At 42.5% G+C, this 25,321-nt stretch carries 23 protein-coding genes, 1 tRNA gene, 1 rRNA gene, 1 pseudogene and 1 riboswitch; of the genes and pseudogenes, 10 read left to right on the top strand and 16 right to left on the bottom strand.

The genetic code is table 11. From position 1 onward, the window contains the following. Positions 1 to 152 (bottom strand): 16S ribosomal RNA (locus tag ACFX4H_RS19180); the annotation flags it as partial. 435 nt (positions 153 to 587) lie between these two features. On the opposite strand from ACFX4H_RS19180, the gene ACFX4H_RS19175 reads away from it, so the two are divergent. Next, positions 588 to 773, top strand: a complete 186-nt coding sequence (locus ACFX4H_RS19175; RefSeq protein ID WP_034310479.1) for a hypothetical protein — start codon at positions 588 to 590, stop codon at positions 771 to 773. 32 nt (positions 774 to 805) lie between these two features. Here the strand turns inward: ACFX4H_RS19175 and ACFX4H_RS19170 are convergent, their stop codons facing one another. Next, the gene (locus ACFX4H_RS19170) at positions 806 to 1,705 is read right to left on the bottom strand and encodes a DMT family transporter (RefSeq protein ID WP_057278288.1); all 900 of its coding nucleotides are present in this window, start codon (positions 1,703 to 1,705) and stop codon (positions 806 to 808) included. A gap of 151 nt (positions 1,706 to 1,856) precedes the next feature. Between ACFX4H_RS19170 and ACFX4H_RS19165 the strand changes: the two genes are divergently transcribed. The 3 genes from ACFX4H_RS19165 to ACFX4H_RS19155 all read left to right on the top strand — a co-directional run bounded on the left by ACFX4H_RS19165 (position 1,857) and on the right by ACFX4H_RS19155 (position 4,437). Beyond that, a complete protein-coding gene (locus ACFX4H_RS19165) occupies positions 1,857 to 2,564 on the top strand; it encodes an MgtC/SapB family protein (RefSeq protein ID WP_057277968.1) in 708 nt (235 codons plus the stop codon). Between the two features lie 516 nt (positions 2,565 to 3,080). Continuing rightward, a complete protein-coding gene (locus ACFX4H_RS19160) occupies positions 3,081 to 4,097 on the top strand; it encodes a beta-propeller fold lactonase family protein (RefSeq protein ID WP_377436036.1) in 1,017 nt (338 codons plus the stop codon). 267 nt (positions 4,098 to 4,364) lie between these two features. After that, a tRNA-Ala gene (locus tag ACFX4H_RS19155) sits at positions 4,365 to 4,437 on the top strand. 184 nt (positions 4,438 to 4,621) lie between these two features. Here the strand turns inward: ACFX4H_RS19155 and ACFX4H_RS19150 are convergent. The 4 genes and pseudogenes from ACFX4H_RS19150 to ACFX4H_RS19135 form a co-directional block, all read right to left on the bottom strand. After that, positions 4,622 to 5,824 (bottom strand): aminotransferase-like domain-containing protein, encoded by a 1,203-nt coding sequence (locus ACFX4H_RS19150; protein ID WP_377436035.1) that lies wholly within the window; start codon positions 5,822 to 5,824, stop codon positions 4,622 to 4,624. 208 nt (positions 5,825 to 6,032) lie between these two features. Continuing rightward, complete coding sequence (locus tag ACFX4H_RS19145) at positions 6,033 to 6,278, bottom strand: MmcQ/YjbR family DNA-binding protein (protein ID WP_377436034.1); 246 nt, start codon at positions 6,276 to 6,278, stop codon at positions 6,033 to 6,035. Further along, the gene (locus ACFX4H_RS19140; protein ID WP_377436033.1) at positions 6,275 to 6,403 is read right to left on the bottom strand and encodes a hypothetical protein; all 129 of its coding nucleotides are present in this window, start codon (positions 6,401 to 6,403) and stop codon (positions 6,275 to 6,277) included. Before ACFX4H_RS19140 ends, ACFX4H_RS19145 begins: the two co-directional genes overlap by 4 nt. Positions 6,404 to 6,427: 24 nt before the next feature. Beyond that, positions 6,428 to 6,824, bottom strand: a pseudogene (locus ACFX4H_RS19135) (VOC family protein). 237 nt (positions 6,825 to 7,061) lie between these two features. Between ACFX4H_RS19135 and ACFX4H_RS19130 the strand changes: the two are divergent. Next, positions 7,062 to 7,292: a helix-turn-helix domain-containing protein gene (locus tag ACFX4H_RS19130; protein ID WP_034310472.1), complete on the top strand. Its 231-nt coding sequence runs from the start codon at positions 7,062 to 7,064 to the stop codon at positions 7,290 to 7,292. Between the two features lie 325 nt (positions 7,293 to 7,617). Here ACFX4H_RS19130 and ACFX4H_RS19125 read toward each other — a convergent pair whose 3' ends face one another. Continuing rightward, positions 7,618 to 7,782 (bottom strand): hypothetical protein, encoded by a 165-nt coding sequence (locus ACFX4H_RS19125; protein ID WP_161784866.1) that lies wholly within the window; start codon positions 7,780 to 7,782, stop codon positions 7,618 to 7,620. 387 nt (positions 7,783 to 8,169) lie between these two features. Between ACFX4H_RS19125 and ACFX4H_RS19120 the strand changes: the two genes are divergently transcribed. The 4 genes from ACFX4H_RS19120 to ACFX4H_RS19105 all read left to right on the top strand — a co-directional run bounded on the left by ACFX4H_RS19120 (position 8,170) and on the right by ACFX4H_RS19105 (position 13,673). Next, positions 8,170 to 9,087, top strand: coding sequence for a proline dehydrogenase family protein (locus ACFX4H_RS19120; protein ID WP_054398961.1), 918 nt, complete (start codon positions 8,170 to 8,172; stop codon positions 9,085 to 9,087). A gap of 57 nt (positions 9,088 to 9,144) precedes the next feature. Continuing rightward, the gene (gene pruA, locus ACFX4H_RS19115; protein ID WP_057277973.1) at positions 9,145 to 10,686 is read left to right on the top strand and encodes an L-glutamate gamma-semialdehyde dehydrogenase; all 1,542 of its coding nucleotides are present in this window, start codon (positions 9,145 to 9,147) and stop codon (positions 10,684 to 10,686) included. A 166-nt stretch (positions 10,687 to 10,852) separates the two neighbouring features. Beyond that, complete coding sequence (putP, locus tag ACFX4H_RS19110) at positions 10,853 to 12,319, top strand: sodium/proline symporter PutP (protein ID WP_283249069.1); 1,467 nt, start codon at positions 10,853 to 10,855, stop codon at positions 12,317 to 12,319. Between the two features lie 133 nt (positions 12,320 to 12,452). Next, entirely contained in the window at positions 12,453 to 13,673 is a 1,221-nt protein-coding gene (locus ACFX4H_RS19105; RefSeq protein ID WP_054398957.1) for a PucR family transcriptional regulator, read from the top strand. 459 nt (positions 13,674 to 14,132) lie between these two features. On the opposite strand, the gene ACFX4H_RS19100 is transcribed toward ACFX4H_RS19105, so the two are convergent. From ACFX4H_RS19100 to ACFX4H_RS19070, 7 genes are all read right to left on the bottom strand, one after another. Then, positions 14,133 to 15,587 carry an alanine/glycine:cation symporter family protein gene (locus tag ACFX4H_RS19100; RefSeq protein WP_249599075.1) on the bottom strand — a complete coding sequence of 485 codons (1,455 nt, stop codon included), beginning with the start codon at positions 15,585 to 15,587 and terminating at the stop codon, positions 14,133 to 14,135. 207 nt (positions 15,588 to 15,794) lie between these two features. Then, complete coding sequence (locus ACFX4H_RS19095; protein ID WP_377436032.1) at positions 15,795 to 17,447, bottom strand: glycerol-3-phosphate dehydrogenase/oxidase; 1,653 nt, start codon at positions 17,445 to 17,447, stop codon at positions 15,795 to 15,797. A gap of 134 nt (positions 17,448 to 17,581) precedes the next feature. Then, entirely contained in the window at positions 17,582 to 17,731 is a 150-nt protein-coding gene (locus tag ACFX4H_RS19090) for a hypothetical protein (protein WP_377436031.1), read from the bottom strand. A gap of 189 nt (positions 17,732 to 17,920) precedes the next feature. Next, entirely contained in the window at positions 17,921 to 19,411 is a 1,491-nt protein-coding gene (gene glpK, locus ACFX4H_RS19085) for a glycerol kinase GlpK (RefSeq protein WP_241636463.1), read from the bottom strand. Between the two features lie 21 nt (positions 19,412 to 19,432). Continuing rightward, positions 19,433 to 20,257, bottom strand: coding sequence for an MIP/aquaporin family protein (locus tag ACFX4H_RS19080; RefSeq protein ID WP_377436030.1), 825 nt, complete (start codon positions 20,255 to 20,257; stop codon positions 19,433 to 19,435). A 227-nt stretch (positions 20,258 to 20,484) separates the two neighbouring features. Beyond that, positions 20,485 to 21,027 (bottom strand): glycerol-3-phosphate responsive antiterminator, encoded by a 543-nt coding sequence (locus ACFX4H_RS19075; protein ID WP_274605018.1) that lies wholly within the window; start codon positions 21,025 to 21,027, stop codon positions 20,485 to 20,487. Between the two features lie 172 nt (positions 21,028 to 21,199). Next, positions 21,200 to 21,619, bottom strand: a complete 420-nt coding sequence (locus ACFX4H_RS19070) for a hypothetical protein (protein WP_249599074.1) — start codon at positions 21,617 to 21,619, stop codon at positions 21,200 to 21,202. Positions 21,620 to 21,775: 156 nt separating this feature from the next. After that, a riboswitch (SAM riboswitch) is annotated at positions 21,776 to 21,877 on the top strand. A gap of 305 nt (positions 21,878 to 22,182) precedes the next feature. On the opposite strand from ACFX4H_RS19070, the gene ACFX4H_RS19065 reads away from it, so the two are divergent. Continuing rightward, a complete protein-coding gene (locus ACFX4H_RS19065) occupies positions 22,183 to 23,286 on the top strand; it encodes a 5-methyltetrahydropteroyltriglutamate--homocysteine S-methyltransferase (RefSeq protein WP_377436029.1) in 1,104 nt (367 codons plus the stop codon). A gap of 144 nt (positions 23,287 to 23,430) precedes the next feature. Here the strand turns inward: ACFX4H_RS19065 and ACFX4H_RS19060 are convergent, their stop codons facing one another. Together ACFX4H_RS19060 and ACFX4H_RS19055 are read right to left on the bottom strand one after the other, a co-directional pair. Further along, on the bottom strand, positions 23,431 to 23,958 hold the full coding sequence (locus tag ACFX4H_RS19060; RefSeq protein WP_134782509.1) for a hypothetical protein: 528 nt from the start codon (positions 23,956 to 23,958) through the stop codon (positions 23,431 to 23,433). A 262-nt stretch (positions 23,959 to 24,220) separates the two neighbouring features. Beyond that, complete coding sequence (locus ACFX4H_RS19055; RefSeq protein ID WP_328139043.1) at positions 24,221 to 25,321, bottom strand: CaiB/BaiF CoA transferase family protein; 1,101 nt, start codon at positions 25,319 to 25,321, stop codon at positions 24,221 to 24,223.

The raw sequence follows: 25,321 nt of genomic DNA, 5'->3' as shown, positions 1-25,321 counted from the left end.
AAGTTATCCCAGTCTTATAGGCAGGTTGCCCACGTGTTACTCACCCGTCCGCCGCTAATCTCAGGGAGCAAGCTCCCGTCGATTCGCTCGACTTGCATGTATTAGGCACGCCGCCAGCGTTCGTCCTGAGCCAGGATCAAACTCTCCGAAGAAATGTTTGACTTGCTCATTTGCTTTTTTGATAGTGTGTGCTCACTTAAAATTTAACGTTGGCGCTTTGTTTTGTTCAGTTTTCAAAGAGCAATTTCGATGTCATCTCTCTCAGAAGCGACTTCTATAATGTAACACATTCTGTCACGTTTCGTCAACAACTTTTTTAAAATCTTTTTTAACAACTTGTTAGCTGTTTAAGTTGCTGTCTTAGCGACAAGAAATAATATACCATGTACTAAAAATGTTTGCAATACGTTTTTTAAAACTTTTTTCAAAAAAAACAGTTTCACCTATTTCCTTCTATATATTCTTTACATCATCACACCCCTCCCCCTACATCCGGGCCATGCCCATGTTTTATGAATAAACGAAGCATATTTCCAAAGAAACACAAATAGTCATATATAGATATCTTTTTTCCATGAGGTGAAGCAATGAATCTGCCATTAATCGGATTACTCATTTCCTACAGTATGGCCCTTTACTTATTCAGTACCGCTTTTTATGAAGCCATCAAGTTCAGCAGAGAAAAAGGCAAGGTGAATGGTACGACGTTTTTATTCAGCTTTACTTTCGCTTTGATTTTCACACGGATCACCTATTTGTTTCATCCATATTAGATAAAAGCAGTAAGTCGGAAGACTTACTGCTTTTATACGGAGACTTGCGCCTCTTTATGTTCCTTGCTTTTCTTTTCATCCTTTAAGAACATCATCAAACCACCCAATATGATGGTACCTCCAAGGACCTGCGTCCAGAGTATCGGTTCATCTAATATGAAGTAAGCCAGAATTGTCGCTCCCACCGGTTCAAGCAATATTCCCATCGAAAGCGTCGATGTGCTTAACCATTTTAGTGACCAATTGAATAAAGAATGTCCTAATAAAGTCGGGAAAATGGCAAGCAAAACGAAATAGATCCAATCGGAAGCAGGATAAGGCGCCAATGCCTCTCCCTTGAAGATCACATAAAAAAACAAGGCGACGGCACTGATTGCATACACGACAAATGTATATGTTATAGAAGAGATGCGTTTTCGGACATTTTGACCAAATAGTAAATATCCGGTTACGAGCGCACATGCGACAAGCGAAAGAATATCTCCCCAAAGCGCCATGCCGCTGATCCTCAAATCACCCCAGCTAATTACAAGGCTGCCTGCTATCGCAATGATGCCGCTCAATATTGCCTTCACTGAAAATCTTTCTTTAAAAAACAGGTAGGCTCCGGCAAAAGCGAATAAAGGCTGGAGGGTTACAAGGACGGTTGAACTTGCGACCGATGTGTAATTAAGCGATTCAAACCATAAGATAAAATGAAAAGCCAAAAACACTCCTGCCGCAATCGAATACAGCCAATCCTTTTTTTCAATGAATTTAAGTTCATGACGGTATTTCACCATGAAAACCGGCAACATAAGAAGGACGGTAAATAATAAACGGTAAAAGGCGATAACACCCGATGGAGCGGTCGCCAATTTAACAAGGATGGCCGAAAACGATACGGATGCCACGCCGATTGCCAACGCTACATAGGGATTCACTTTTGGCATTTGCACTTAGATTGCTCCTTTCAACGGAATTACGTTACATAGAACTCTATTCTACTATGTTAAAATTATTAGGGTAGTTTTTTTTGAAAAACGGGTATATGGCAACAGACGATTTTATTCTTCGATAATAATTCGGAAGTGGTGAAACAAAATGGAATGGACATTCGACCCTCAATCGGAACTGCAAATCCTAATCAAATTGGGGATTTCAGCTCTCCTTGGACTAATTATCGGCCTAGAGCGAGAAATGAAACGAAAACCCGTTGGATTAAAAACAAGCCTGGTCATTTCAATTGTCAGCTGTTTATTAACGATCGTTTCCATGGAATCCGCTTATAAATTCCCGGGTAGCGAAGACGTTAATATCACAATGGACCCCTTGCGTCTTGCGGCCCAGATCGTTTCCGGCGTCGGTTTTATAGGTGCTGGCGTCATTCTCCGGCGTGACAACAACAGCATATCCGGTTTAACGACAGCCGCCATCATCTGGGGAGCGGCGGGAATAGGGATTGCCGTTGGAGCTGGTTTTTTTCTCGAAGCCATAGCCGGCGTCATCTTATTGATCATTAGTGTGGAATTAGTGCCCGCAATCGTTACCTGGCTCGGACCGATGAAGTTACGGCAAAAAGAAATCTTTCTGCAGCTGGTCGTACAAAATAAAGATGACATTGCAATCGTACTGAAAAAAATCAAAGACGAAAAAATATTCATCAAAAATCTCAGAATCAAAGATGTGGCAAATGACAACCACCTTTTGACCCTTAAAGTTCTGGTCGATCACAAAGTCAGAACATCGGAAGTGTATTACACCGTCTCCAATCTTAAGGAAATTGCACGGGTGGAGATCGAAAATGTATAAAATTAAAGGCCGTTTGACTGCACTCAAACTAAAAGGGGTTGGGAATTAAACATTCCGAACCCCTTTTGAAATTCTCCTTAACTTTCCTCCATACCTATACGAGTCCACTCCGTTAAACCATTTTTGACCCCTTGGCAAGTACAGTTGAGCATCAATTAATGGCTAAGTCTTGCCTGCTTAAACCAATCGCAACTTCCACAATCCTCAGTTTTTATCTCCAGCATCAGAATCTAACACCTATATATGGACATTTACTCTCATCCATCGGTCAGGGAGGAAGTCTAGTGTTACGTGACTTCACTGTGGCCTAATCCATTATTCATCTAAGGGTCCGCTCTATACATTTATTATAATCGCAAAATGACCAAACCGATATCCTGCTCTATTCGTTATATATAGTGAAAGGACGAACTCCGGCTTGACTTAAACGTTTTAAAGGAAGGTGGTCAGGACAACCCGCATGATATTGACAGGGATATAAACCATTATCAAGAAAATAATTTCCCGAGGTGAGTGATGTTTAAAAAAATGAAGGTAAAAAGTATATGGATACCCTTACTATTTGTGTTTTTCATACCAAATGTAATAGGTGCTTCTTCTATTAAAAGTAAAAGCCCAGAGTTGGCGACAGGCTTTGACACCCACATCACCAACAATTCCCTTGCCGTAAGTCCGGATGAACAAATAGCGATTGTCTCGGATAGCCGTGAACAATCCATCCTGGTCTATGATCTTACCAGTGGCAAGTTGCGTAAAAAGATCGACGGCTTCGGTTCACCGAGAAACATCGTGTTTATTGATGGCGGCTCAGAGTTCATCATCTCTGACAGCACTCTCGGTACGATTCGTTTTTACAGCTTAAAAAGCTTCACCTTGAAAGATGAAGTTGTCGTTGGTCCAGGTGCATTCGGGACTGCTGTCAGTCCGGATGGCAAGACATTGTATGTGAACAATCAAGCACACAATTCCGTCACGGTTGTGGATCTGGAAAAACGAAAACCGATTGACGTCATTACCGGTTTCGCCCAACCAAGGCAAGGCATTAAAGTCTCTTCGGACGGAAAATATATCTTTGTCACGAACTTTCAAGGTGATAAAGTCTCTATCGTTGATGCCGCCACAAAAATAATCATTCGTGAAATAACAGGGTTCTCCAGTATTCGCGGAATCTCGATTACCGCTGATGGAGGAACATTATATGCAGCCAACAGCGGACGCAACAGCATTTCCGCAGTGGATACGCTAGATGGTAAAGTAAAGGGTGAAATCAAAGTGGGACGCGAGCCATATGGCGCTGCTCTATCTCCTGATGATAAACTCCTTTTCGCAAGCAACAAAGCTGATCATACGATTGACGTGATCAATGTCGCTGATCACCGCGTAGTTAAGACAATCGGGGGGTTCAAAGAACCAAGGCAAGCAATCATCTTTAGCCAGGATGGGGATCAGGCTTATGTATTAAACCGGGATCTCTCCATTGCCCGTGTTGATGTTAAAACATACACCATCACTGGTATAATTCAGGATAAGTAAAAAAATATAAGCTTAAATTACTGGAATCTGATGAAGCACGTGATAAATGAAAATGAACCCAGAGATGGATTAACATGAAACCTTTTGCGGCAGGTCTTTTACATCCAATCGTATAAACAAAAAATCTGTAGCTACGTGATTCATCGCGTCTCTAGTCTGATCCGTTTGACTACACTCAAACGGGTTTTTTATCATTTTTGCAAAAATCTCATATTTTATATTGACTTTTCACCAAAATCCGATAAAATAATTATTGTACCTCAATTCGGGGCATTAGCTCAGCTGGGAGAGCGCTACGCTGGCAGCGTAGAGGTCAGCGGTTCGATCCCGCTATGCTCCATTTCCGAAAACCCTTGATATATCAAGGGTTTTTTCTTTTTGTCAATTTGTCCACCACTGCCCCCTAATATTTCCTTCAAGCATTGCGATAAAATTTCATCATATTTTTGCTTTTATAATAAAAAACCTACCTCCTTAAGGAAGCAGGCGTACAAATACATCGAAATAACTTATAGATTAACAAATTAACAATCCTTCAGGACACTAGATGCGATAAGCTGTCCTAGTCTTCGTATTCCCTCGATCATTTCTTTCTCATTGGCATAACTGAACGAGAGTCGGAGAAACTCAGTTCCATCGTTTTGATCCAAGAAAAAGTATTTCCCTGGAACATATGAAACACCATTAGCCAGAGCCTGTGATAATAACAGCGATGTATCCACTCCTGGAATTCTCACCCATACAAAGTAACCGCCATCTGGAACATACCAGGAAACGGATTCTGGAAGGAATTGTTCCATCGAATGGATTAACGCAGTGCATTTAGAACGATACGTATTTTTTAAAAGGTCGAGCCGTTTCCCAAATTCGGTGTTTTCTAAGTATACAGCCATTGAACTTTGAGCAAACGGATGGTCTAAATCTTTTTTAAACCACTCAAAAGCCTTGATGAATTCACTTTCTCCCGCTATCCATCCAATCCGCATTCCTGGCGCAACAACCTTGGATAATGACCCGACTTGCAGGACTCGCCCGCATTTATCAATAGATTTTATTGGGACCGGATTTTTATCGAAGGATAATTCCCCGTATGCATCATCCTCCAGAATGAGGAAATCATACTCGATGGAAAGCTCCAATAAATGCTCCCGGCGCTCATTTGTCATAGTCGTTCCAGTTGGATTTTGAAAAGTTGGGATTGTATATAAAAAACGCGGGAGAGTTTGACCTGTGCGTTTCCTTTCATCCAGCATTTCCTTTAATCGGTATGTTTGGAGTCCCTGTTCATCTATAGGTATACTAATAATCCGTTTCGTATAGTTTTGAAAAATCTCCAAAGCCTCCATGTAGGTGGGAGACTCTACCGCTACAACCGCTTTATCATCAAGAAGAACGCGGGCAATAAGATCAATCCCCTGGCAAGCTCCCGATGTAACCAAAAGCTGTTCTTCCAAAACGCAAATTCCACGCTCTGCCAACCTTTTCTGGATTTGCTTCTTTAGTCTTGGAATTCGCGGACTTCCGAGATAATGGAGCGGCAAATCCTGCTCCTCATCAAGAAGTCTGGCTACAGCTTCCTTAAGCTCCTCAGCAGGAACGAGAGCAGGATCAGGATAGCCTGAACTCAAGCGAATACAACCATCTGGCAGATCTGGCATCCATGCACCGGGCGGATCATTCTTAAGTGCTGCTTTAATGTTCTCAGAAAAAAAAGATTCAACATTCACTTCAACCAAACACCTTTCCTTCAATCAAATCTTGATTGATTCTCGCAATCTTTAAAGTTAGCTGCTTATTATAAGATACAAATCTTAACCTACTATTAATTTTAAACGTTCTTCTGATGAGGGACAACAATCCCTCTCTTTATATTTTCCAAATCCGGAGTCCCTCTTACACGTAAAAAATAAAGAAAGGCAGATCGTCCGCCTTTCTTCACTTTGTATTCAACTCATTCCATTTCTTTACCATACGTTTCGGTGCCGCACGTAAATAACCTTCTTGAATTAGAGAGGTCAATTCATCCCAGTCTTCCCTATCCGGATTTTGAATGGAAACCCAACCGTGACGTCCTATATATGGAGTTTTGAAATATTTCTCTTTCTGTAGCAATAATTCTTGAGTTTCTCGATCTGACTTGAATGACAAGCTGAACCCTTTCTCGCTTTCACCAGAAATCACGAAGGATTTTCCATTGATTTTAAAAGTATTGTGACCGAAACCATCAATATGTTCACAGCTTCCGGCAGTGCAAGACAGATATTGCGTACATGATCAAGCATGGCTTCCGTGTATCGTGATTCCATGTTTTAATTCACCTATTATCCACTCTATTTTGCATTCACATCGGGTTGGTGAATTCCAAAAGTATTGCCTTCGGGATCGATATAGTATCCTTGCCAAGCCATTCCAGGCAGGGCAAATTTGGGCATTGCGAGCTTGCCGCCATTCTCAATGATTTTAGCTTCCGTTAAATCGTAATTTTCCACGCCAATGGTACACGCAAATGCATTTAACGCTTGGTGTGTTTCCGGCGGAGCACTTTGACGCTGCATTCAAAGCACCATCGATGCCATGTTCATTCTCATTGCCAGTCACTGCTCCAAAGTAAGGCATCCCTGCATAATCACTCCAGTCTTGAAATGACCATCCGAACACCTCTCCATAAAACGTCTTTGCCCGTTCCATATCATTCACATGAATTTCGAAATGAACTATTCTTCCCATGATTTCCTCCTAAGGTACATATGAATTAGCCATTCATTTACATTATTCAGTCTGTGTTCGCTGCCTATTTATTATTATAATTTAAATGGAAATAAATTCAAGGAAATTGAAGCTTCATCATACAACCAACCCGGGAACCGCTTTTCAACTTTGTATCCCAATCATTTGCGAAACTATGTGTATATTTTTGTGAAAGCTGGACGAGACTGCTAGTAAATCATTCTAGGAGGTTATCAAATGTTTAGATTCGGGAAGAGAAAGCCGCGAAGCAAGGTCGGTAAATTAATCGATAAGCACGGATATACCCAAGAGGAGTTTGTAAGTGCGTCAGGAATCTCACGCAATACGATAAGCAGGGTTTGCAGCGATCCAAGGTATGTGCCGTCAGCCGGGGTTTTAAAGAAAATCATGAAGGCGGTTCGAAGTATAGATGCAGGCGCAAAGGCAGATGACTACTTTGATTTGTAAACAAAAAGGCCTGGCTTATGGCCGGGCCTAAATGTATTATTCAATTCTTGTTCATACTCTCCTATCCATGCTCCCAAAATCCAAGCTTTCCTTTTGGAAATAACCTTCATTCCAACGCCCCAGCTTTTCAAAGTTCAACTGAGATTCAATGACATCCCCTGAATTAAAATCCCCCACTTCCATTAGGAGCGGGGGATTTTCTTCATTCTAAGCTGATATGTTTATATTCGGGGCTCTTTGTCCCTTTTAGACAAACCCTGCAGGGATTTCTTTAAACAAGGGCTAGTTATCGATTAGGGACAAAAGGTTATGTATTCCGCTTGAGCTATTTTCGGCCGACCATTTTCTTTATGAACTGAACCACAGGTGACACGATGGATTCATGTACATTCGTAAGGGCATAACCGATCAGACCCAAAATTACCAGGGCCATTATTAATCCTACTATCAATCCCGATGTTTCTCTAAGTTCTTCAAGTACAGCATCCATTCATTATCCTCCCCGGCTTGCCGATGCACTTATTTTTACGGTTTTTCACCGATTTCACGTCTGAAAGCTTCATTTATCGTTTTTTCTTCGAACATTGACCGATTCAGTTAAATAAGGTTCATTATAACGCATTGGATGATTATGGTCGAGCTTCCACTTTTAAACGCGTTCATATTAGTCCTAATCACTATAAAGGCTTTACCTCTAGCGTTTCTTTTTAAGTCAAAAGATAAACCTTCATTACAATAGCAGAAATGTAAACCTTTTCATTTGTCCAAAACCGACAAAGAAATGACAGAATTATTGTTTTTTAAGAACATTGAGAATATTGTCGAAAAACCTTAAGCTTAATTTAAGAAATACATCTTCTTAGGGGGTGCGCTTTATATGGAAGCCATTACAAGGGACTTTTTCTTATTTTTATCTAAGAATAACCTGCTTAATAATATTGCTAAAAAAAGCGGAGGAAATTTTGCTGCTGGAAAGATCATTGGGGGAACTGATTTCCAAAGTTCCATTAAATTCATTAAACAACTTAATAATAGCGGCTTGTCGGTTACAGTCGACCATCTTGGGGAATTCGTTGATTCCAAGGAAGTGACTCAGGAACGTACGGCAGAATGCATCGAAACCATCGAAATGATCAGCAGGGAAAAACTTGATTCACAGGTTTCTCTGAAAATGACTTCTTTGGGACTTGATATCGATCATAAACTAGTGATTGAGAATATGACGAAAATTCTTGATACAGCCGAAAAGCATAAAGTCATGGTCACGATCGATATGGAAGATGAAGTTCGCTGTCAGGCAACAATCGATATCTTTAGACAGTTCAAAGAAAAATACAGCTGCATAAGTACTGTTCTACAAGCATATTTATTCCGCACAGAGAAAGATTTGGAGGACCTTGGCCAATATAAGCCATTCCTGCGTCTCGTAAAGGGTGCCTATAAGGAATCTCCAGAGGTGGCTTTTCCCGAGAAGAATGATGTGGACGAAAACTATAAAAAGTTGATTAAGCAAAGTCTTCTTAACGGAAATTATACGGCCATTGCCTCACATGATGACAAAATCATCGAATATACAAAAGAGCTGGCCAAGAAATATGACATCCCAAATACACAATTCGAATTCCAAATGCTTTATGGCATGAGGAACAAGACTCAATACGAATTGGTCAAGCAAGGTTACAAAATGCGCGTCTATGTACCATACGGTCTGGATTGGTATGGATACTTCATGAGAAGGCTTGCAGAAAGGCCATCCAATATTGCCTTTGCCTTCAAAGGGATGGTCAGAAGCTAAATATACTTTCAACATTATTAATTGCTAAAAAAAATCTATTAAAAGGTGTGATTATCAATGATTTCATATAAACACGAACCATTTGTTGATTTTACAAACGAGGAAAACAAAAAAGCATATCAGGAAGCACTTCAAACTGTTGAGGGCTACTTAGGGCAAGACTACCCTCTTTATATCGGAGCAGAGCAAGTGACGACTGATGAGAAAATCGTTTCATACAACCCTGCAGATAAGCAAGAGGTCATCGGCCGCGTATCGAAAGCGAATAGGGACCTTGCTGAAAAAGCCATGCAGGAAGCTGTTACCGCTTTTGAAAGCTGGAAAAAAGTGAAGCCGGAAATCCGCGCTGACGTTTTATTCAAAGCGGCTGCCATCATTCGCAGACGCAAGCATGAATTCTCTGCGTTATTGACGAAAGAAGCGGGAAAACCTTGGAATGAGGCTGATGCTGATACAGCGGAAGCAATCGATTTCCTTGAATTCTATGCTCGTCAAATGCTGACTCTTAAAGATGGTGTGCCTGTTCAAAGCCGTCCGGGAGAATTCAACCGCTATGATTACATTCCATTAGGAGTCGGCATCATCATTTCTCCTTGGAACTTCCCATTTGCGATCATGGCAGGTACAGCTGTTGCCGCTATCGTTACCGGGAACACAATCCTGTTGAAACCAGCTTCTACTACTCCTATCGTTGCTGCGAAATTCGTTGAAGTGATGCTTGAAGCAGGCCTTCCAGCAGGTGTGTTGAATTTCGTTCCAGGAAGCGGAGCAGAGGTCGGCGACTACCTGGTCGATCATCCTAAAACACGTTTCATCTCCTTCACAGGTTCACGTGATGTAGGTCTGCGCATTTACAAACGTGCTTCAGAAGTGAACGAAGGCCAAATTTGGCTGAAGCGTGTCATCGCTGAAATGGGCGGAAAAGATACAATCGTCGTCGACAAAGAGGCAGATCTTGAATTGGCTGCTCAATCGATCGTGAAATCTGCATTTGGCTTCTCTGGACAAAAATGTTCTGCTTGTTCCCGTGCTGTCATCGTTGAAGATGTATATGATCAAGTTTTAGCTCGCGCTGTTGAATTAACAAAACAGCTTACAGTTGGTAATCCTGTAGAAAATCATTTCATGGGACCGGTTATCGATCAAGCTGCTTTTGACAAAATCATGAGCTATATTGAAATCGGGAACGAAGAAGGACGCATTCTGACTGGAGGAGAAGGAGATAGCTCTACAGGCTACTTCGTTCAACCGACAATCGTTGCTGATGTCGATCCGCAAGGCCGCTTGATGCAAGAAGAAATCTTCGGACCAGTCGTTGCCTTCACAAAAGCCAAGGACTTTAACGAAGCACTTGAGATTGCCAATAACACTGAATATGGTTTGACTGGGGCTGTCATTACGACAAATCGCCTTAACATGGAAAAGGCACGCGAAGAATTCCATGTCGGGAACTTGTATTTCAACCGCGGCTGTACTGGTGCAATCGTAGGTTATCAGCCATTCGGCGGGTTCAACATGTCAGGAACTGATTCCAAGGCAGGCGGACCGGACTACCTGCAGCTTCATATGCAAGCAAAAACAACATCCGAAACATACTGATAATGTTCCATTAAGCAATTTGAAGATAATTTGAAACCTCTATGGTTTTCGTATCCTCCATTCTGGATACGGAAACCGAAACGAGGTTAAATGGAGGAAGTGACAAATAGGTTGCTTCCTCTTTTAAAACAAAAAATTATATATTTCATCACGAAGGGAGTCTTTTATGGATTACGCATTAATAATTTCGATCAGCATTTACATGGCTGGCATGCTTTTCATTGGTTACTTCGCTTACAAAAAAACTTCCAATTTAAATGATTATATGCTGGGCGACCGGGGTCTTGGACCTGCTGTCACTGCATTGAGCGCCGGTGCCGCCGATATGAGCGGTTGGCTTTTAATGGGTATGCCTGGTGCCATGTTCGCAACAGGACTAAGTTCCATCTGGATTGTAATCGGTCTCACATTAGGAGCCTATATGAACTGGCTGTATGTTGCACCTAGATTGAGGACCTATACGGAAGTCGCCAATAACTCGATTACGATCCCCGCTTTCCTGGAAAATCGTTTTGGCGAGGGTTCACAGATCTTAAGGCTCATTTCAGCTTTGGTTATCCTCGTATTCTTTACCTTTTACGTTTCTTCCGGAATGGTATCCGGCGGAGTCTTATTCCAAAGTACATTTGGCCTTGATTACCATACAGGCCTATGGATCTTGACAGGCGTCACCGTTGCCTATACTTTATTCGGTGGATTCCTGGCAGTAAGCTGGACAGACTTTGTTCAAGGGATCATCATGGTTGTCGCCTTGATTCTTGTCCCGATCGTCACCCTTACTCATGTGGGCGGTTTTGGTGAATCCATCGACACGGCACGTTCCATTGATCCAGCTCTATTGAATATTTTCACGGGGACGAGCTTTTTAGGAATCATCTCATTATTTGCCTGGGGACTCGGTTACTTCGGACAGCCGCATATCATTGTCCGCTTTATGGCAATCAGTTCTGTTAAGGAAATCAAGAAAGCCCGTAATATCGGAATGGGCTGGATGATTTTCTCCAGTATCGGTGCCATGCTGACTGGATTCATCGGAATCACGTATTTCCATCAAAACGACCTCAAGTTAGATGATCCTGAAACGATCTTCATAGTTTTAGGGGAAATACTTTTCCACCCGCTTATCACTGGTTTCTTGATTTCCGCAATACTGGCTGCCATCATGAGCACGATTTCTTCGCAGCTTTTGGTTACGGCCAGCTCTTTAACGGAGGACATGTACAAAACCTTCTTCCGTCGTTCCGCTTCAGATAAAGAGCTTGTTTTCCTGGGCAGACTTTCCGTACTGACCATATCCGTCATAGCGCTCATTCTCTCTTGGGAACAGAATGACACAATTCTTGGACTTGTCGGGTATGCTTGGGCTGGATTCGGTTCTTCATTCGGCCCGTTGGTCTTACTGAGCCTATGCTGGAAACGAATGACAAAATGGGGAGCTTTAGCCGGGATGATCGTTGGTGCCGCTACTGTAATTTTCTGGTCGATGGCAGGATTATCCGATACGCTTTATGAAATGATTCCTGGTTTTGGCGCAAGCTTGATTGCCATCATCCTGGTCAGTCTTCTAACAGCGAAACCATCAAAAGAAGTAGAAGCGAAATTCGAAGAATTCGAAAAAACTTTAAAACAATAATAAAACCCCTAAAAGGAACGGTATTTTTTCATATACCGTTCCTTCTTTGTTCTTGCCCCTATACACATCATTAGTTTAAAAGTATTATTAAACTAAGTTGTCATACACTTCAAAAAACTACAGGGGGCCATATATGTCATTAGAAAAAATCCTGACTCTAACAAACATCAACGATATAACGGATATGGTCAGCACTTATTTAAAAAAACCAGTCGTCATCGAAAATGACCAATTTTTATTGCTGGCATATAGTTCATATTATATCGAACACTTCGACCAAGCCAATCGGCAAACAATCTTCACAAAGCATTGGCCGATTCCAATCCTGGAAAAATTCATGGATGAGGGCATTGTCGAACAGCTTAAAACAGTGGAGCATCCCTTTAGGGTGAAACAAATCGAGGAAATCGGGTTAAATCAAAGGGTCGTTGTGAGCGCCGTTCATAAAGGACAGGTCTTCGGGTTCATTTGGGTCCAAGAAACGGAAATGATGACTGATTCCGATCTGGAATTTTTACACGAAGTTTCCCATCATATCGGCAAGCTTCTTTATCAGAAAAAACAGATAAACATGAAAAAAGATGAAGAAAAAAATGAGTTTTATCAAAAGGTCATTGACGAAGTCTATCAAACGGAAAACCAAATAAAATGGGAAGCCGCCAATATGAGTCTTCTCATTCCGGAAACCTTCCTTGTCAATGTCTTTACCATCGCTCAATCAGATGCGGAACATTTCGATGAATTAGCGGATACAGTCAGTCTGTTCGCCAATGCGCTGAATCATTTTACCCATGTATTCACAAACCAATTGAAGATCATCGTCCTGATTGGCAGCAACGGAAAAGGGAAAGACCTGCTTACCGATAGCGCCAATGATTTAACGAATACCGTTCTTTCCCAATTCACTGACAAAAAGGTATTCCCGGGAATCGGAAATGAGTACTCTTCGATTCTTCAATTAAGAAAATCCTATCTCGAAGCCCTGGAAGTGATCAACGCAGCCAAATTCATCGGTGAACCCGAACAGCTTCCCTTTCAATATAGCAAGCTTGGGATTTTCCGTTACCTCGAAATGATCTCCAACCATCATACTAAAACGAATTATATCAATACGGATTTAGAAATTCTTCAAAAGAAGGACCTGGAAAGCCAAACCAAACTCCTTCAAACACTGGAAATATATCTCTTGAACAATTGCCGGATCAAACCGACATCGGAACAGCTATACATTCATACCAACACATTGAAATATAGATTGAATCAAATAACCGATCTCACCTCCATCGATTTTGATGACTTTCATTCGAGAATGCAACTATACATCGACTTACAGCTTATAAAGCAGAGATCTTAAAGAACATCCCGTTTTTGAGTTCGGGTGATTCAATAAGCGAAGGAGAGAAGAAACGCGGCGAGGTCTGCCAGTTTCTTCTCTCCTTATTCATGCTTTACCTATTTACTGGACTTTCCTTATGCGGAAACTTTAGGCCTCCCAGTACGAACAAAATCCTTGATTACCTCTTTCGATAGTTTGCTAAGACCCAGAGTTTCAATGGTTCTTACACTTTGCGAAGTGCCCCCAACAAGAATTTCCCGGCTTATCGCTTGAACCAAGAAACATTCCGGTCTTTATCCGTGATAAGTACATCATGGACGATTACTTCACTTGTTATGTTCACAATTTCTTGAGCTAATTTGGCTAACATATTATCCCCCCTGGTTATCGCAAAACCATGAAAAACCAGCTCGTAAATAACTTGAGCTGGTTTTTCATGTATCTTCTTCTATTAAATTAATTTAATAGCATTTTCCCTTAAGAAACATTTTCCTTGTCGCCGGTGTACTCACGCTCCCAAAAATCGGCGTTTTTTATGCCTAAAGCTTTTGGATTGAAAACCGGATCGATTCCTGCTTTCTTTTGCTTTTCGTAATCCTTTAACGTAATGAGCGCCGGTTTAGCAAGGATTAAGATGGCAATGACATTGAGCCATACCATAATGCCTAAACCTGCATCCCCTAATGCCCAAGCCAGCTCTGCCGTACGCACGGATCCGTAAAAACTGGCCGCCAGGATGATGAGCTTCAAGGCGAACATGGCCGATTTACCATTTCGGTTGCGCATTAAATAGGCGATATTGGTTTCAGCGATATAATAGTAGGCCATGATCGTCGTAAAGGCGAAAAAGAAAAGGGCGATTGCGACAAAGCCAGCACCAAAACCTGGGATTACGCTATCAATTGCCGCTTGTGTATACCCTGGACCAGGTGTTACATCTCCCAAATTATTGACGATAAATGAACCATTTTCCGCTTGTGTATTATACATGCCTGTAAATAAAATCATGAAGGCCGTAGCGGAACAAACGAACAATGTGTCGATATAAACCGAGAATGCTTGAACAAGACCCTGCTTTGCCGGATGTGATACTTCCGCTGCAGCCGCAGGATGAGCTCCTGTCCCTTGCCCGGCCTCATTCGAATAAACGCCGCGTTTTACTCCCCAAGCTATCGCCATGCCAATGATCCCCCCAAATGCGGAATCCAACCCGAAGGCACTTCTGAATATCAAAGAGATGACTCCTGGTAATTCTGTGATATTCATCAGAACGATGACAACAGATAGCAATATATAACCAAGGGCCATAAAAGGGACGATTAAGGTTGCAGCATTGGCTATCCGTTTTACACCGCCGAATATAATGAAGCCAAGTAAAAGGACAATGGCCAAACCAGTGAACACCGGTTTGATGCCGAATGCATTTTCCACCCCGGCAGCAATCGAATTGGATTGAACACCAGGCATCAGCACAGCCATGGCTATAAGTGCAGCGAATGCAAAAAGGACAGCAAACCACTTCACGCCCATTCCTTTTTCAATATAATAGGCTGGTCCCCCTCGATATTGACCGTCTTGTTTGACTTTATAAATTTGAGCTAAAGTTGATTCCACAAATGCACTGGCCGCTCCTATGAATGCTATGGCCCACATCCAGAAAACGGCACCGGGACCGCCAAAGGCGATAGCCGTGGCCACTCCTGCAATGTTACCTGTACCGACCCGACCTGAAAGGGCTATGGATAAAGCCTGGAATGAGGAAACCCCCGCTTCCGAACTTTTCCCTTGGAACATCAAAATGACCATTTCCTTAATATGCCTCACTTGCAGAAACCGGGTTAAAATAGAGAATACTAAACCTACTCCCAATAATATATAAATGACTGGCGTACTCCATAAAACCCCATTTAAAGCCGTAATAAAATCAGACAATCAATTTCCCCCTTAAATTAAATTTAGAAAATTCAAACTTATCTTTTATCGATTATATTTCATCTTAATAGATTAAACAATAGTTTTTCGCGTCAGGAAATCTTACATGAACATTTTTATTTTTCCACTTGCAAATCCCCCGATAATCAATTCCGAATACAAAAAAACGCCAGCGATTCCGCCGGCGTCAGATTTTTTGCATATTGGTCAAGATACTTTAATCGCGCGCAATATTTCCTGTTCCAATTGATTGGTTCTCTCCATTTTTGTTGATTCCGTCCATCCAAAATATCCAGCCATATAATCGATCACTGCATGTTTATTCGTTTGGACTAAATCGATATCGAATAACAATGTCCCCGTCCTGCGGAAGAAGAAATCCACTGGAGTTGCGGCCATTTCATGATCCACTGCGTATTTCAGCTGTACGAACAATTTCTTTGGAAGGCCGCTGTTCACTCCTCCGTCTCCTTCGTTTTTGGCGATATCGAATAACACAGGAGCGTTGGACCCGTACATGGCCAATATCTCTTTGGCGTCCTTTACAGCGAGCCCTGAGTCAACTCCCATTTGAACATGTTGCTTGATATAATCGGAGAAGTTGCTTGATCCCCCGACATCCCCTCCGGAAATCGGCATTCCTTTCGTGCTCCTTGCTGGGTAAGTTTTATTGGACTGCTGGGCAAGCTTCCCTGCCAAAAGGTCGACCATCGTTTTGGCCATTTTGCGATAACCGGTCAATTTCCCACCAGCAATCGTGATAAGGCCAGAATCGGACTCCCAAATTTCATCTTTCCTTGATATCTCAGAAGGATCTTTCCCTTCTTCAAGAATCAACGGCCTTACCCCAGCCCAGCTGGATTCGATATCATCATCCGTAATGTTCACTTCTGGAAACATATAATGTATGGACTTTAATAGATAGGCACGGTCTTCGGAAGTAACGGTCGGCACTGCAGGATCACCATCATAAAAAGTATCCGTAGTCCCTACATAAGCTTTACCGGCTCTCGGGATGGCAAAAATCATCCGGCCATCAGGCGTATCAAAATAAAGCGCCTGCTTCAACGGGAATTTCGATTGGTCGATGACCACGTGAACACCCTTGGATAACTTCAGCGTCTTCCCTTGTTTCGATTGGTCCTTCTCACGAATGGAATCCACCCACGGACCTGCTGCATTAATAACTTTGTCTGCGTATATTTCATAAGCATCACCTGAAAGCAAATCGGCCACTTGGACTCCGTTCACCTTACCGTTTTCATATAACAATTTATCAACTTTTGTATAATTTATCGGTGTTGCACCTTTATCGACAGCCGCCTTCATGACTTCAATCGTAAGACGTGCATCATCTGTCCGATATTCAACATAGTAGCCTCCGCCCTTCAGTCCCTCTTTCTTAACGAGAGGCTCCCGTTTTAGTGTTTCATCCGCCGAAAGCATTTTCCTGCGTTCAGATTTTTTAACCCCTGCAAGGAAATCATAGACCCGAAGCCCAATCGAAGTACTGAATTTCCCGAAGGTGCCTCCTTTATGCATCGGTAACAGCATCCATTCCGGCGTGGTCACATGCGGTCCATTCTCATATACGATTTCTCGCTCTTTACCAACCTCGGCAACCATTTTTATTTCAAATTGCTTCAAATACCGCAATCCGCCATGAACAAGTTTTGTCGAGCGGCTTGAAGTACCTGCAGCAAAATCCTGCATTTCAACCAAAGCCACTTTCATCCCACGTGTCGTTGCATCCAGAGCGATCCCTGCACCGGTAATTCCCCCACCAATGACAACCACATCAAATTTCTCTTTTCTCAGAGTTTCGACCGTTTCTTCCCGATATATATTTGAAAACCTCATGCCTGACTCCTCCTTTAAGTATTGCATTCTATTGTTTTTTGTATGAATGGGCGCTGATCGCTCGTGAATTCGTTCTGTTTACTCGTGAATTCTCACGATTTACTCATGAATTCTCACGGTTTACTCATGAATTCTCACGGTTTACTCGTGAATTCGCGCCATTTACTCGTGAGTTCTGCACCTTTACTCGTGAATTCGCGCCATTTACTCGTGAATTCTGCACTTTTACTCGTGAATTCACACGATTTACTCGTGAATTCGGTCATTATATTCAATTGGTTCATTTGTTCGCATAAGTTATATAGATATTAATATCCCTAATCTGCCATTAAAAACAAAAAAAGAGACCATAAATGCACATTATCGAATTAACGATAACGCATTCATGGTCTCTCCTGTTCTCCGGCCGAGTTATTAACTTGATTTCATTATAGCATACTCCAGCTCATTTGAGAAAGAATTCATGTTGTTTTTTATTTAAACGCCATAGCGGCATGTACGGCTTTCTTCCAGCCTTCATATAACTTTTCACTTTCTTGCTCTTCCATGGATGGTTCAAAGGTTTTGTCCACCGCCCATTGCCGGGAGATTTCTTCTTGATCCTTCCAATACCCGACAGCAAGGCCTGCTAAGTATGCAGCACCTAATGCTGTAGTTTCATTTATGGTCGGCCTCTCGACGGGCACACGTAATAAGTCGCCCTGGAATTGCATCAAGAAGTCATTCTTGACTGCCCCGCCATCCACTCTTAATGTTTGCAGCTCGATTCCTGAATCCGCCTCCATTGCATCAAGGACATCCTTCGTTTGATACGCAAGTGATTCAAGTGTGGCGCGAATGAAATGTTCTTTTGATGTGCCGCGCGTCAAACCAAAAACGGCTCCCCGCACTTCGCTGTCCCAATATGGAGTTCCAAGTCCTACGAAAGCTGGTACCACATATACTCCATCCGTACTTTCCACCCGTTTTGCATAGTCCTCGCTGTCCTTGGCATCATGCAGCATCCGCAGGCCATCGCGGAGCCATTGGATGGCGGAGCCAGCTACGAATATACTGCCTTCAAGTGCATATTCGACCTTCCCATTCAAGCCCCAAGCAAGGGTCGTCAATAGTCCGTGTTCGGAGCTGACAGCCTTGGTTCCTGTATTCATGAGCATGAAACAGCCTGTTCCATACGTATTTTTAGCCATTCCTTCCTTAAAGCAGGCTTGGCCGAATAATGCTGCCTGCTGATCACCGGCTGCCCCGGCGATCGGAATCGATTGACCGAAGAAATGATATTCGATCGTACGTGCATATTCCTCAGAGGAAGGCCTCACTTCCGGCAGCATCGACTTTGGTACAGTCAATATCTCAAGCAGTTCTTCATCCCATTTCAGTTCATGGATATTGTACATCAATGTCCGGGATGCATTGGAATAGTCCGTTACATGAGCCTTGCCTCCTGATAGCTTCCAGATCAGCCAAGTATCGATGGTACCGAATAACAGCTTGCCTTCATCCGCCTTTTGCCGTGCCCCTTCCACATTATCGAGGATCCACTTCACTTTCGTTCCGGAAAAATAGGCATCTATCAACAATCCCGTTTTATCCCGGAATAGATCATTAAGTCCCTTTTCCTTCAACTCATCACAGATTCCACTTGTTTGCCTGGACTGCCATACAATCGCATTATAGACAGGCGTACCTGTTTCCTTATCCCAAACGACTGCCGTTTCACGCTGGTTGGTGATCCCGATACCGGCAATTTGCTCTGGCTTTACACTGGATTCAGATAGTACACCGGCGATCACCGCCAGGATCGATCCCCAAATCTCATTGGCATTATGCTCGACCCAGCCTGGTTTAGGGAAATGCTGTGTGAATTCCTTTTGGGAGGAATGGACGATTTCCCCCTTTTCATTAAATAAAATCGCCCTCGAACTTGTTGTTCCTTGATCTAATGATAAAATGTATTTTTCCATTGTGCATGCCCCTCCTTTTAATTAACTAGCGATATTTCTGCTATCCAATTCATGTGACTGTTTTTTACCAAAAGCATAGGCTACTATCAATAGTACCAGGCTTGCACCCATAACAGACCAAAATCCTGCCGTTATTTCCCCCATGAAAAATGCTTTATAACAAACGGCACCAAGTGAACCCCCTACAATCGGTCCAACGACCGGAATCCATGAATAGCCCCAGTTTGAATTTCCTTTACCGGGTATCGGCAGCAAAAAGTGAGCGATGCGCGGCCCCAGGTCGCGGGCCGGGTTAATGGCGTATCCTGTCGTTCCCCCAAGTGACATCCCGATCACGACAATCAATAACCCGACTGCGAATGGGTTTAGACCCTCTGTAAAATTATTGGCCCCTATAAATAATAGACCAAGAATAAGGATGAAAGTTCCAATCATTTCACTTAATAGATTTGAAAATGTGTGCGGGATTGCAGGTGAAGTCGCGAATACACCAAGCTTCGCCCCTGGATCATCCGTAGCTTTCCAGTGTGGCAAATAGTGCAGGAATACTAGAGTTGCGCCGAGTATCGCGCCAATCATCTGGGCAACGATGTAAACGGGCACATCACTCCATGGAAATTCTCCAATAATGGCAAACCCTACCGTGACCGCCGGGTTTAAATGCGCCCCGCTTATGGAACCCACTGCAAATACACCCATGGTAACAGCCAATCCCCACGCAATCGTGATAACGATCCAGCCGGCATCTTTTGCATAGGAACCCTTTAAGGATGAACCTGCCCCAATACCTGCTCCGAATAAAACTAAAATCATCGTGCCTAACACTTCTCCCCAAAATGGAGTCATGATAAAACCCCTCCCCTGATAATTTTTTAAACCTTGCCAACAAATAAAAGGAGATCCACAGCAGAACCATCTTCATAAAAAAAATTATGAATAGATCTGTTGTGAATCTCCTAGTCTCCGTCACATATATTAACTTGTACTGTAAAATATACTAGGTTATGAAAACGCTGTCAATAATTTGTGAAAAATTAATCTATTATTCTGTAATTTTTTTCAATTTTTCCCTATTAGATGATATCCCATAATTCAGTTTTTGAAGTGGTGATTGACGAGGCGCCGGCATCAAGGGCATTCAGGACTTCATCCGAAGTTCGTATGAGGCCGCCTGCAAAAATCGGTGTCTGCAATCGTTCCTTCACTTCTTTTATCATCCATGGCATGGCGCCCGGCAATACTTCGATATAATCCGGCTTGGTTTTCTGCACCAGCTTATAACTTTTCTCAAGTGCATGTGAGTCAATTAAAAAGATTCGCTGGATGGCAATGACCCCCTTTTGCTTCGCCTTCAATATAACGCTTGATTTAGTCGAAATCAGCCCATAGGGGTTATATTCCTGACAAATGAATTCTGTCGCGTACTCATCACTTCTTATGCCATGGATCAAATCGACATGATAAATCATTTTCTTATTATGCTGCTTTGCCATCATACTTACATTTTTCAATTGTGAGATATGCAAATCAAGAAACACACCTATTTCATAGGAACTTTCTAGAAATCTTTCAAAATCCTTCATGCTTGCTGAAGCAGGCAAAATCTTCTGATCCATCATTATCCTCCTCATTCCCAGAAAAACTCAAAACTTCAAGTCATTTAGTATATTTTAAAGAACTTGATTTATCAAACACATTTTTTCATGAGCCATGTAACCTTAACACTATCATACCTTTCACACCCTTTATAGTTTGCGGCTAAGGATATATGTAAAATATCCCCTTGAATCATAAAGAAAGTTTCATTTTCAATGCACCTTCGACGAGTTCATACGATTTAATTGTGCCAATGGGAATTTTTCTCACGATGCTCCAAGCATTAACATTCATTTTGATCGCTCTTTTTTCATATTCAAAAAATGGCGGTCTGTTAAATATCCTTTGGTTGATGAAATTCCTGTCAATGGGTTCCATTTCTACTAATTCAAATGAAATCGTTCTTTTGTCCACATGAACCGGTTTTAATGTAATCCGGAAAGCCACATTTTTCTTAAACATCATTTTTTTCACTTCCATCGTTCCGGAAAGCTCAATATGCTTTGGCGTAATTTCGACTTTAATATCCTGACCAGATGATTTCATTTTTATGATTCTCTCTATCATGGCTTCAGTTACCGTAATCGGTATGCCATTTTTGAATGGACTCATCCTTGCATTCCCTCCCCACTCAAAGCATATGCCGGATTCCCTGATGCCGTTAACATTCCAGCCCGGATTAATAAACGGTATATTCGAAATATTCCGGTTCCACCCCTTGACCTTCATAAAAACTACCTGTATAGTCATAGTTAATTTAATAGACAACTCTTATCCAGAGAGGTGGAGGGACTGGCCCTTTGATGCCTCAGCAACAGACTGATCTTGTACTGTGCTAATTCCAGAAGTGTAAAAACTTGAAGATAAGAAGAGTATATAGCTTTGTTGCCAACACCTCTTCTTATTTTTAAGAAGAGGTTTTATTTTGGCTGTTTTCACATACTTTGTTGCTATTTACCAGGTAATGGGTTGTGGTTGATTTCCCCTCAAGATGCTCGCTTTCCGCGGGGCGGGCGGTGAGCCTCCTCGGCGTAAACGCCTGTGGGGTCTCACCTCTCCCGCTGCTCCCGCAGGAGTCTCGCACTTCCGCTCCAATCAACCTTAAATAGTTTCGTTTAAAAACAACAATCTTTACGAAAAGAGCTTTTATTTTTAAAAGGAAAGAAGGAATCAACATGTCAATCACATTAACGAAAGCACCATTCAGGGCGGACCACGTCGGAAGTTTATTAAGACCGGAACGTTTACATATTGCCAGAAAGGACTTTAAGGAAGGTACCATTTCAGCTGAGCGGCTTCGTGAAATTGAAACTGAAGAAATCAATCGGATCGTCGATAAACAAATCGAAGTTGGTTTAGAGGCCGTTACGGACGGTGAGTTCAGACGGACATGGTGGCACTTTGACTTCCTCGAACATTTAAATGGCATCGAGGGTTATGTAACTGAAAAAGGCCTTACATTCGATGGTGTCGAAACAGAGAGATATAATGTTCGCAATACCGGGAAGGTTTCATTCAACCCTGAACATCCCTTCATTCGTGATTTCATTGAATTGAATAAAGTCGTGAACGGACGTGCCGTTGCCAAGCAAACCATTCCCAGTCCGAATCAATTATTTGCTGCAGGCATTCATAATGAAGACGTCTACCCTGATATTGAAGACTATGCAAATGATATCATCAAAGCCTATCAGCATGCTTTGAAAGCCTTTTATGAAGCAGGTGTGCGTTACCTTCAATTGGATGATGTATATATTGCCAGACTTTCAGCCCCGGATTTCCAGTTCAAAGATGGAAAATATACGAGGGAACAATTAATCGATCTTGCACTTCGGGTCATTAATGGCGCATTGGAAGGCAAACCAGAAGACCTTATCGTCACTACCCATCTATGTCGCGGAAACTACCAGTCGACATGGGCGTTTGAAGGAAGCTATGCCCGTATCGCCCCAACTTTATTGGCAAAAGAAAAAGTGGATGGATTCTTCTTGGAATATGATGATCAACGCTCAGGGGATTTCAAACCATTGGAATACATTCCAAATGGCGGTGCACGGGTCGTACTTGGTGCCGTCACTTCAAAAAATGGAGAAATCGAGGACAAGGAAGCTGTTAAGGCACGCATTAAAGAAGCATCGCACTTCGTTCCGCTCGAACAATTATGCTTAAGCCCTCAATGCGGCTTCGCCTCCACACATCACGGCAACAAGCTAACCGAAGCACAGCAATGGGAAAAGCTGAAATTCGTCGTTGATGTAGCGAAAGAAGTATGGGAATGATTATTTTACGGAGACTTTAAAACTTATTTACAGGATTCGAACAACCTAATCGGCTTCAATATAAGCGTGCCGATTAGGTTTATACTTAAAACCCTAAAACTGAAAGCAAACAAAAAAAAGAACGGCCATCTGGACGTTCCCTTTTTACTTGCAGCTATCGTCATCATCCTCCATTTTCTTCACGAATATATCATCCGTCACCCTATCTTCCAGCTTGTTCCTCAAGGCCAATTCCGCAGCCTTCCCATCACTAGGCGATCCGTCCGAGAAATACATCGGAAACAGGGAGAAAAACATAATGTAGAAAGAAAAATAGATAAATTGATACCAGATTACCGAGCTGTCCAGGATATTCTGATACACTAAGCTGTATATGATCAGCATGCTGATTAAATTAAAGATAGCCCCCCCTAAATAGATCAGGGTATTCGTCAATCGATTATCATGTTTCAAACCCTTGAACTCGCAAGTCCCATTCCAAAAATAATATTTCCTCACCTCTATGTTCCGAAAGGCGAAAAGCTTATTACCACACCCGATCAAGATTTTCTTTTCCGATCCCCCAAAGATCGTAACGAAGAAAATATGCCCGCTCAAATGTATCAGTGTAACGATCGGCATGATCAAAAAAAAGGAAAATAGAAATTTAATGATATCAGAGAGACCAAACATATTTAACTAACCCCCTCCTTACCAGCGATTTCCTTACCAGGATGCTACTCTGATACCCTGCCCACACTAGTTATAACTAGTAAATTTTCACAGTGGTAATATGTTGCTTTCCAAAAATGATAAGATGATAATTGTTCTCCTTCCGCTTCACTTCGACCTTCGAACGACTATATCGACCCTTCCCCTGCTTTTTCCGTCATTCAAAAAAACAGGCTATCACCTTCCAAAAAACCCGGAAAAGCGATAGCCTTTACATCTTTATTTAGCGATTGGGGGTGCGAAGGATTTCTGCGTTGTTTTGTCCTGGCTCCAAGCCTGCATGTTTATATCCAGGGGTGAAAACCGATGTTTTGATCGGGCAGGCGATTTGCCTCTGGACATTCCCTTTTCCGTCAGGTACCTCGACGATCATTCCCCTCTCCTTCAATTGGGGATGCTCGGCCGCTTCGGTGAAAGTCAGCACTGGTTCTGCGCAAGCCTCGAATTCAGCGAATATCTCCTGCCATTCATGAAAATCTCTCTCGAGGAAAGCCAGCCGGACGGCCGTTTTAAACCTGATTCCGCTTTCTTCATCGCTTTTCATGCTCAGCTCATATAATCCGGGTGCACCAATCGCTTCACATAATGCTTTTCGAAAAGGGGGCTCAAGGCTGCCTACCGAAAAATAGCGTCCATCTTTCGTTTCGTAAAAGTCATAAAAAGACCCTCCGTTCAGCATCAATTTTTCTGGTTCAAGTTCAAGGCCACCTTGTAAATTCAGAGGTGCGGATATGGCATTCAAGGTAAAACTGCAGTCGGTCATGCTGATGTCGATGGCTTGGCCGAATCCTGTTCTTTCCCTGTGAATGACTGCAGATAATATTCCGATGACAGCATGCAATGAGCCTCCGGCAAGATCTGCTATTTGGGTTCCGTTTTTTGCCGGGCCGTCCTTTTTCGTACCGGAATAGCCTGATAAGCCTGCTATCGAAATATAATTGATATCATGTCCCGGTCGGTCTTTATAGGGACCAGTCTGGCCGTAGCCCGTAATCGAACAGTAAATCAGCTTCGGGTTGATCGATTTTAATGTCTCATACCCCAGACCCAGACGTTCCATGACACCTGGACGGAATTGTTCAATGACGATATCGTATTCCGTCACTAGGTTTCTTACGGATTCGATAGACTCGGATTGTTTTAAATCCAGTGTGATCGACTTCTTCGATCTGTTAAGATATTGGTTCACACCCCATGAATCCTTTGCCCCCGGCCTCTCCACCTTCAAAACATCCGCTCCTAAATCCGCTAGCATCAAAGTGGCAAATGGACCTGGCAGTAACGTTGAAAAGTCCAATACTTTTAAATGAGTCAATAAGGTCAT

It is taken from the genome of Peribacillus sp. YIM B13477, assembly GCF_042787955.1.
GTDB lineage: Bacteria > Bacillota > Bacilli > Bacillales > DSM-1321 > Peribacillus > Peribacillus frigoritolerans.
This window is presented reverse-complemented; position numbering and strand designations above follow the sequence as displayed.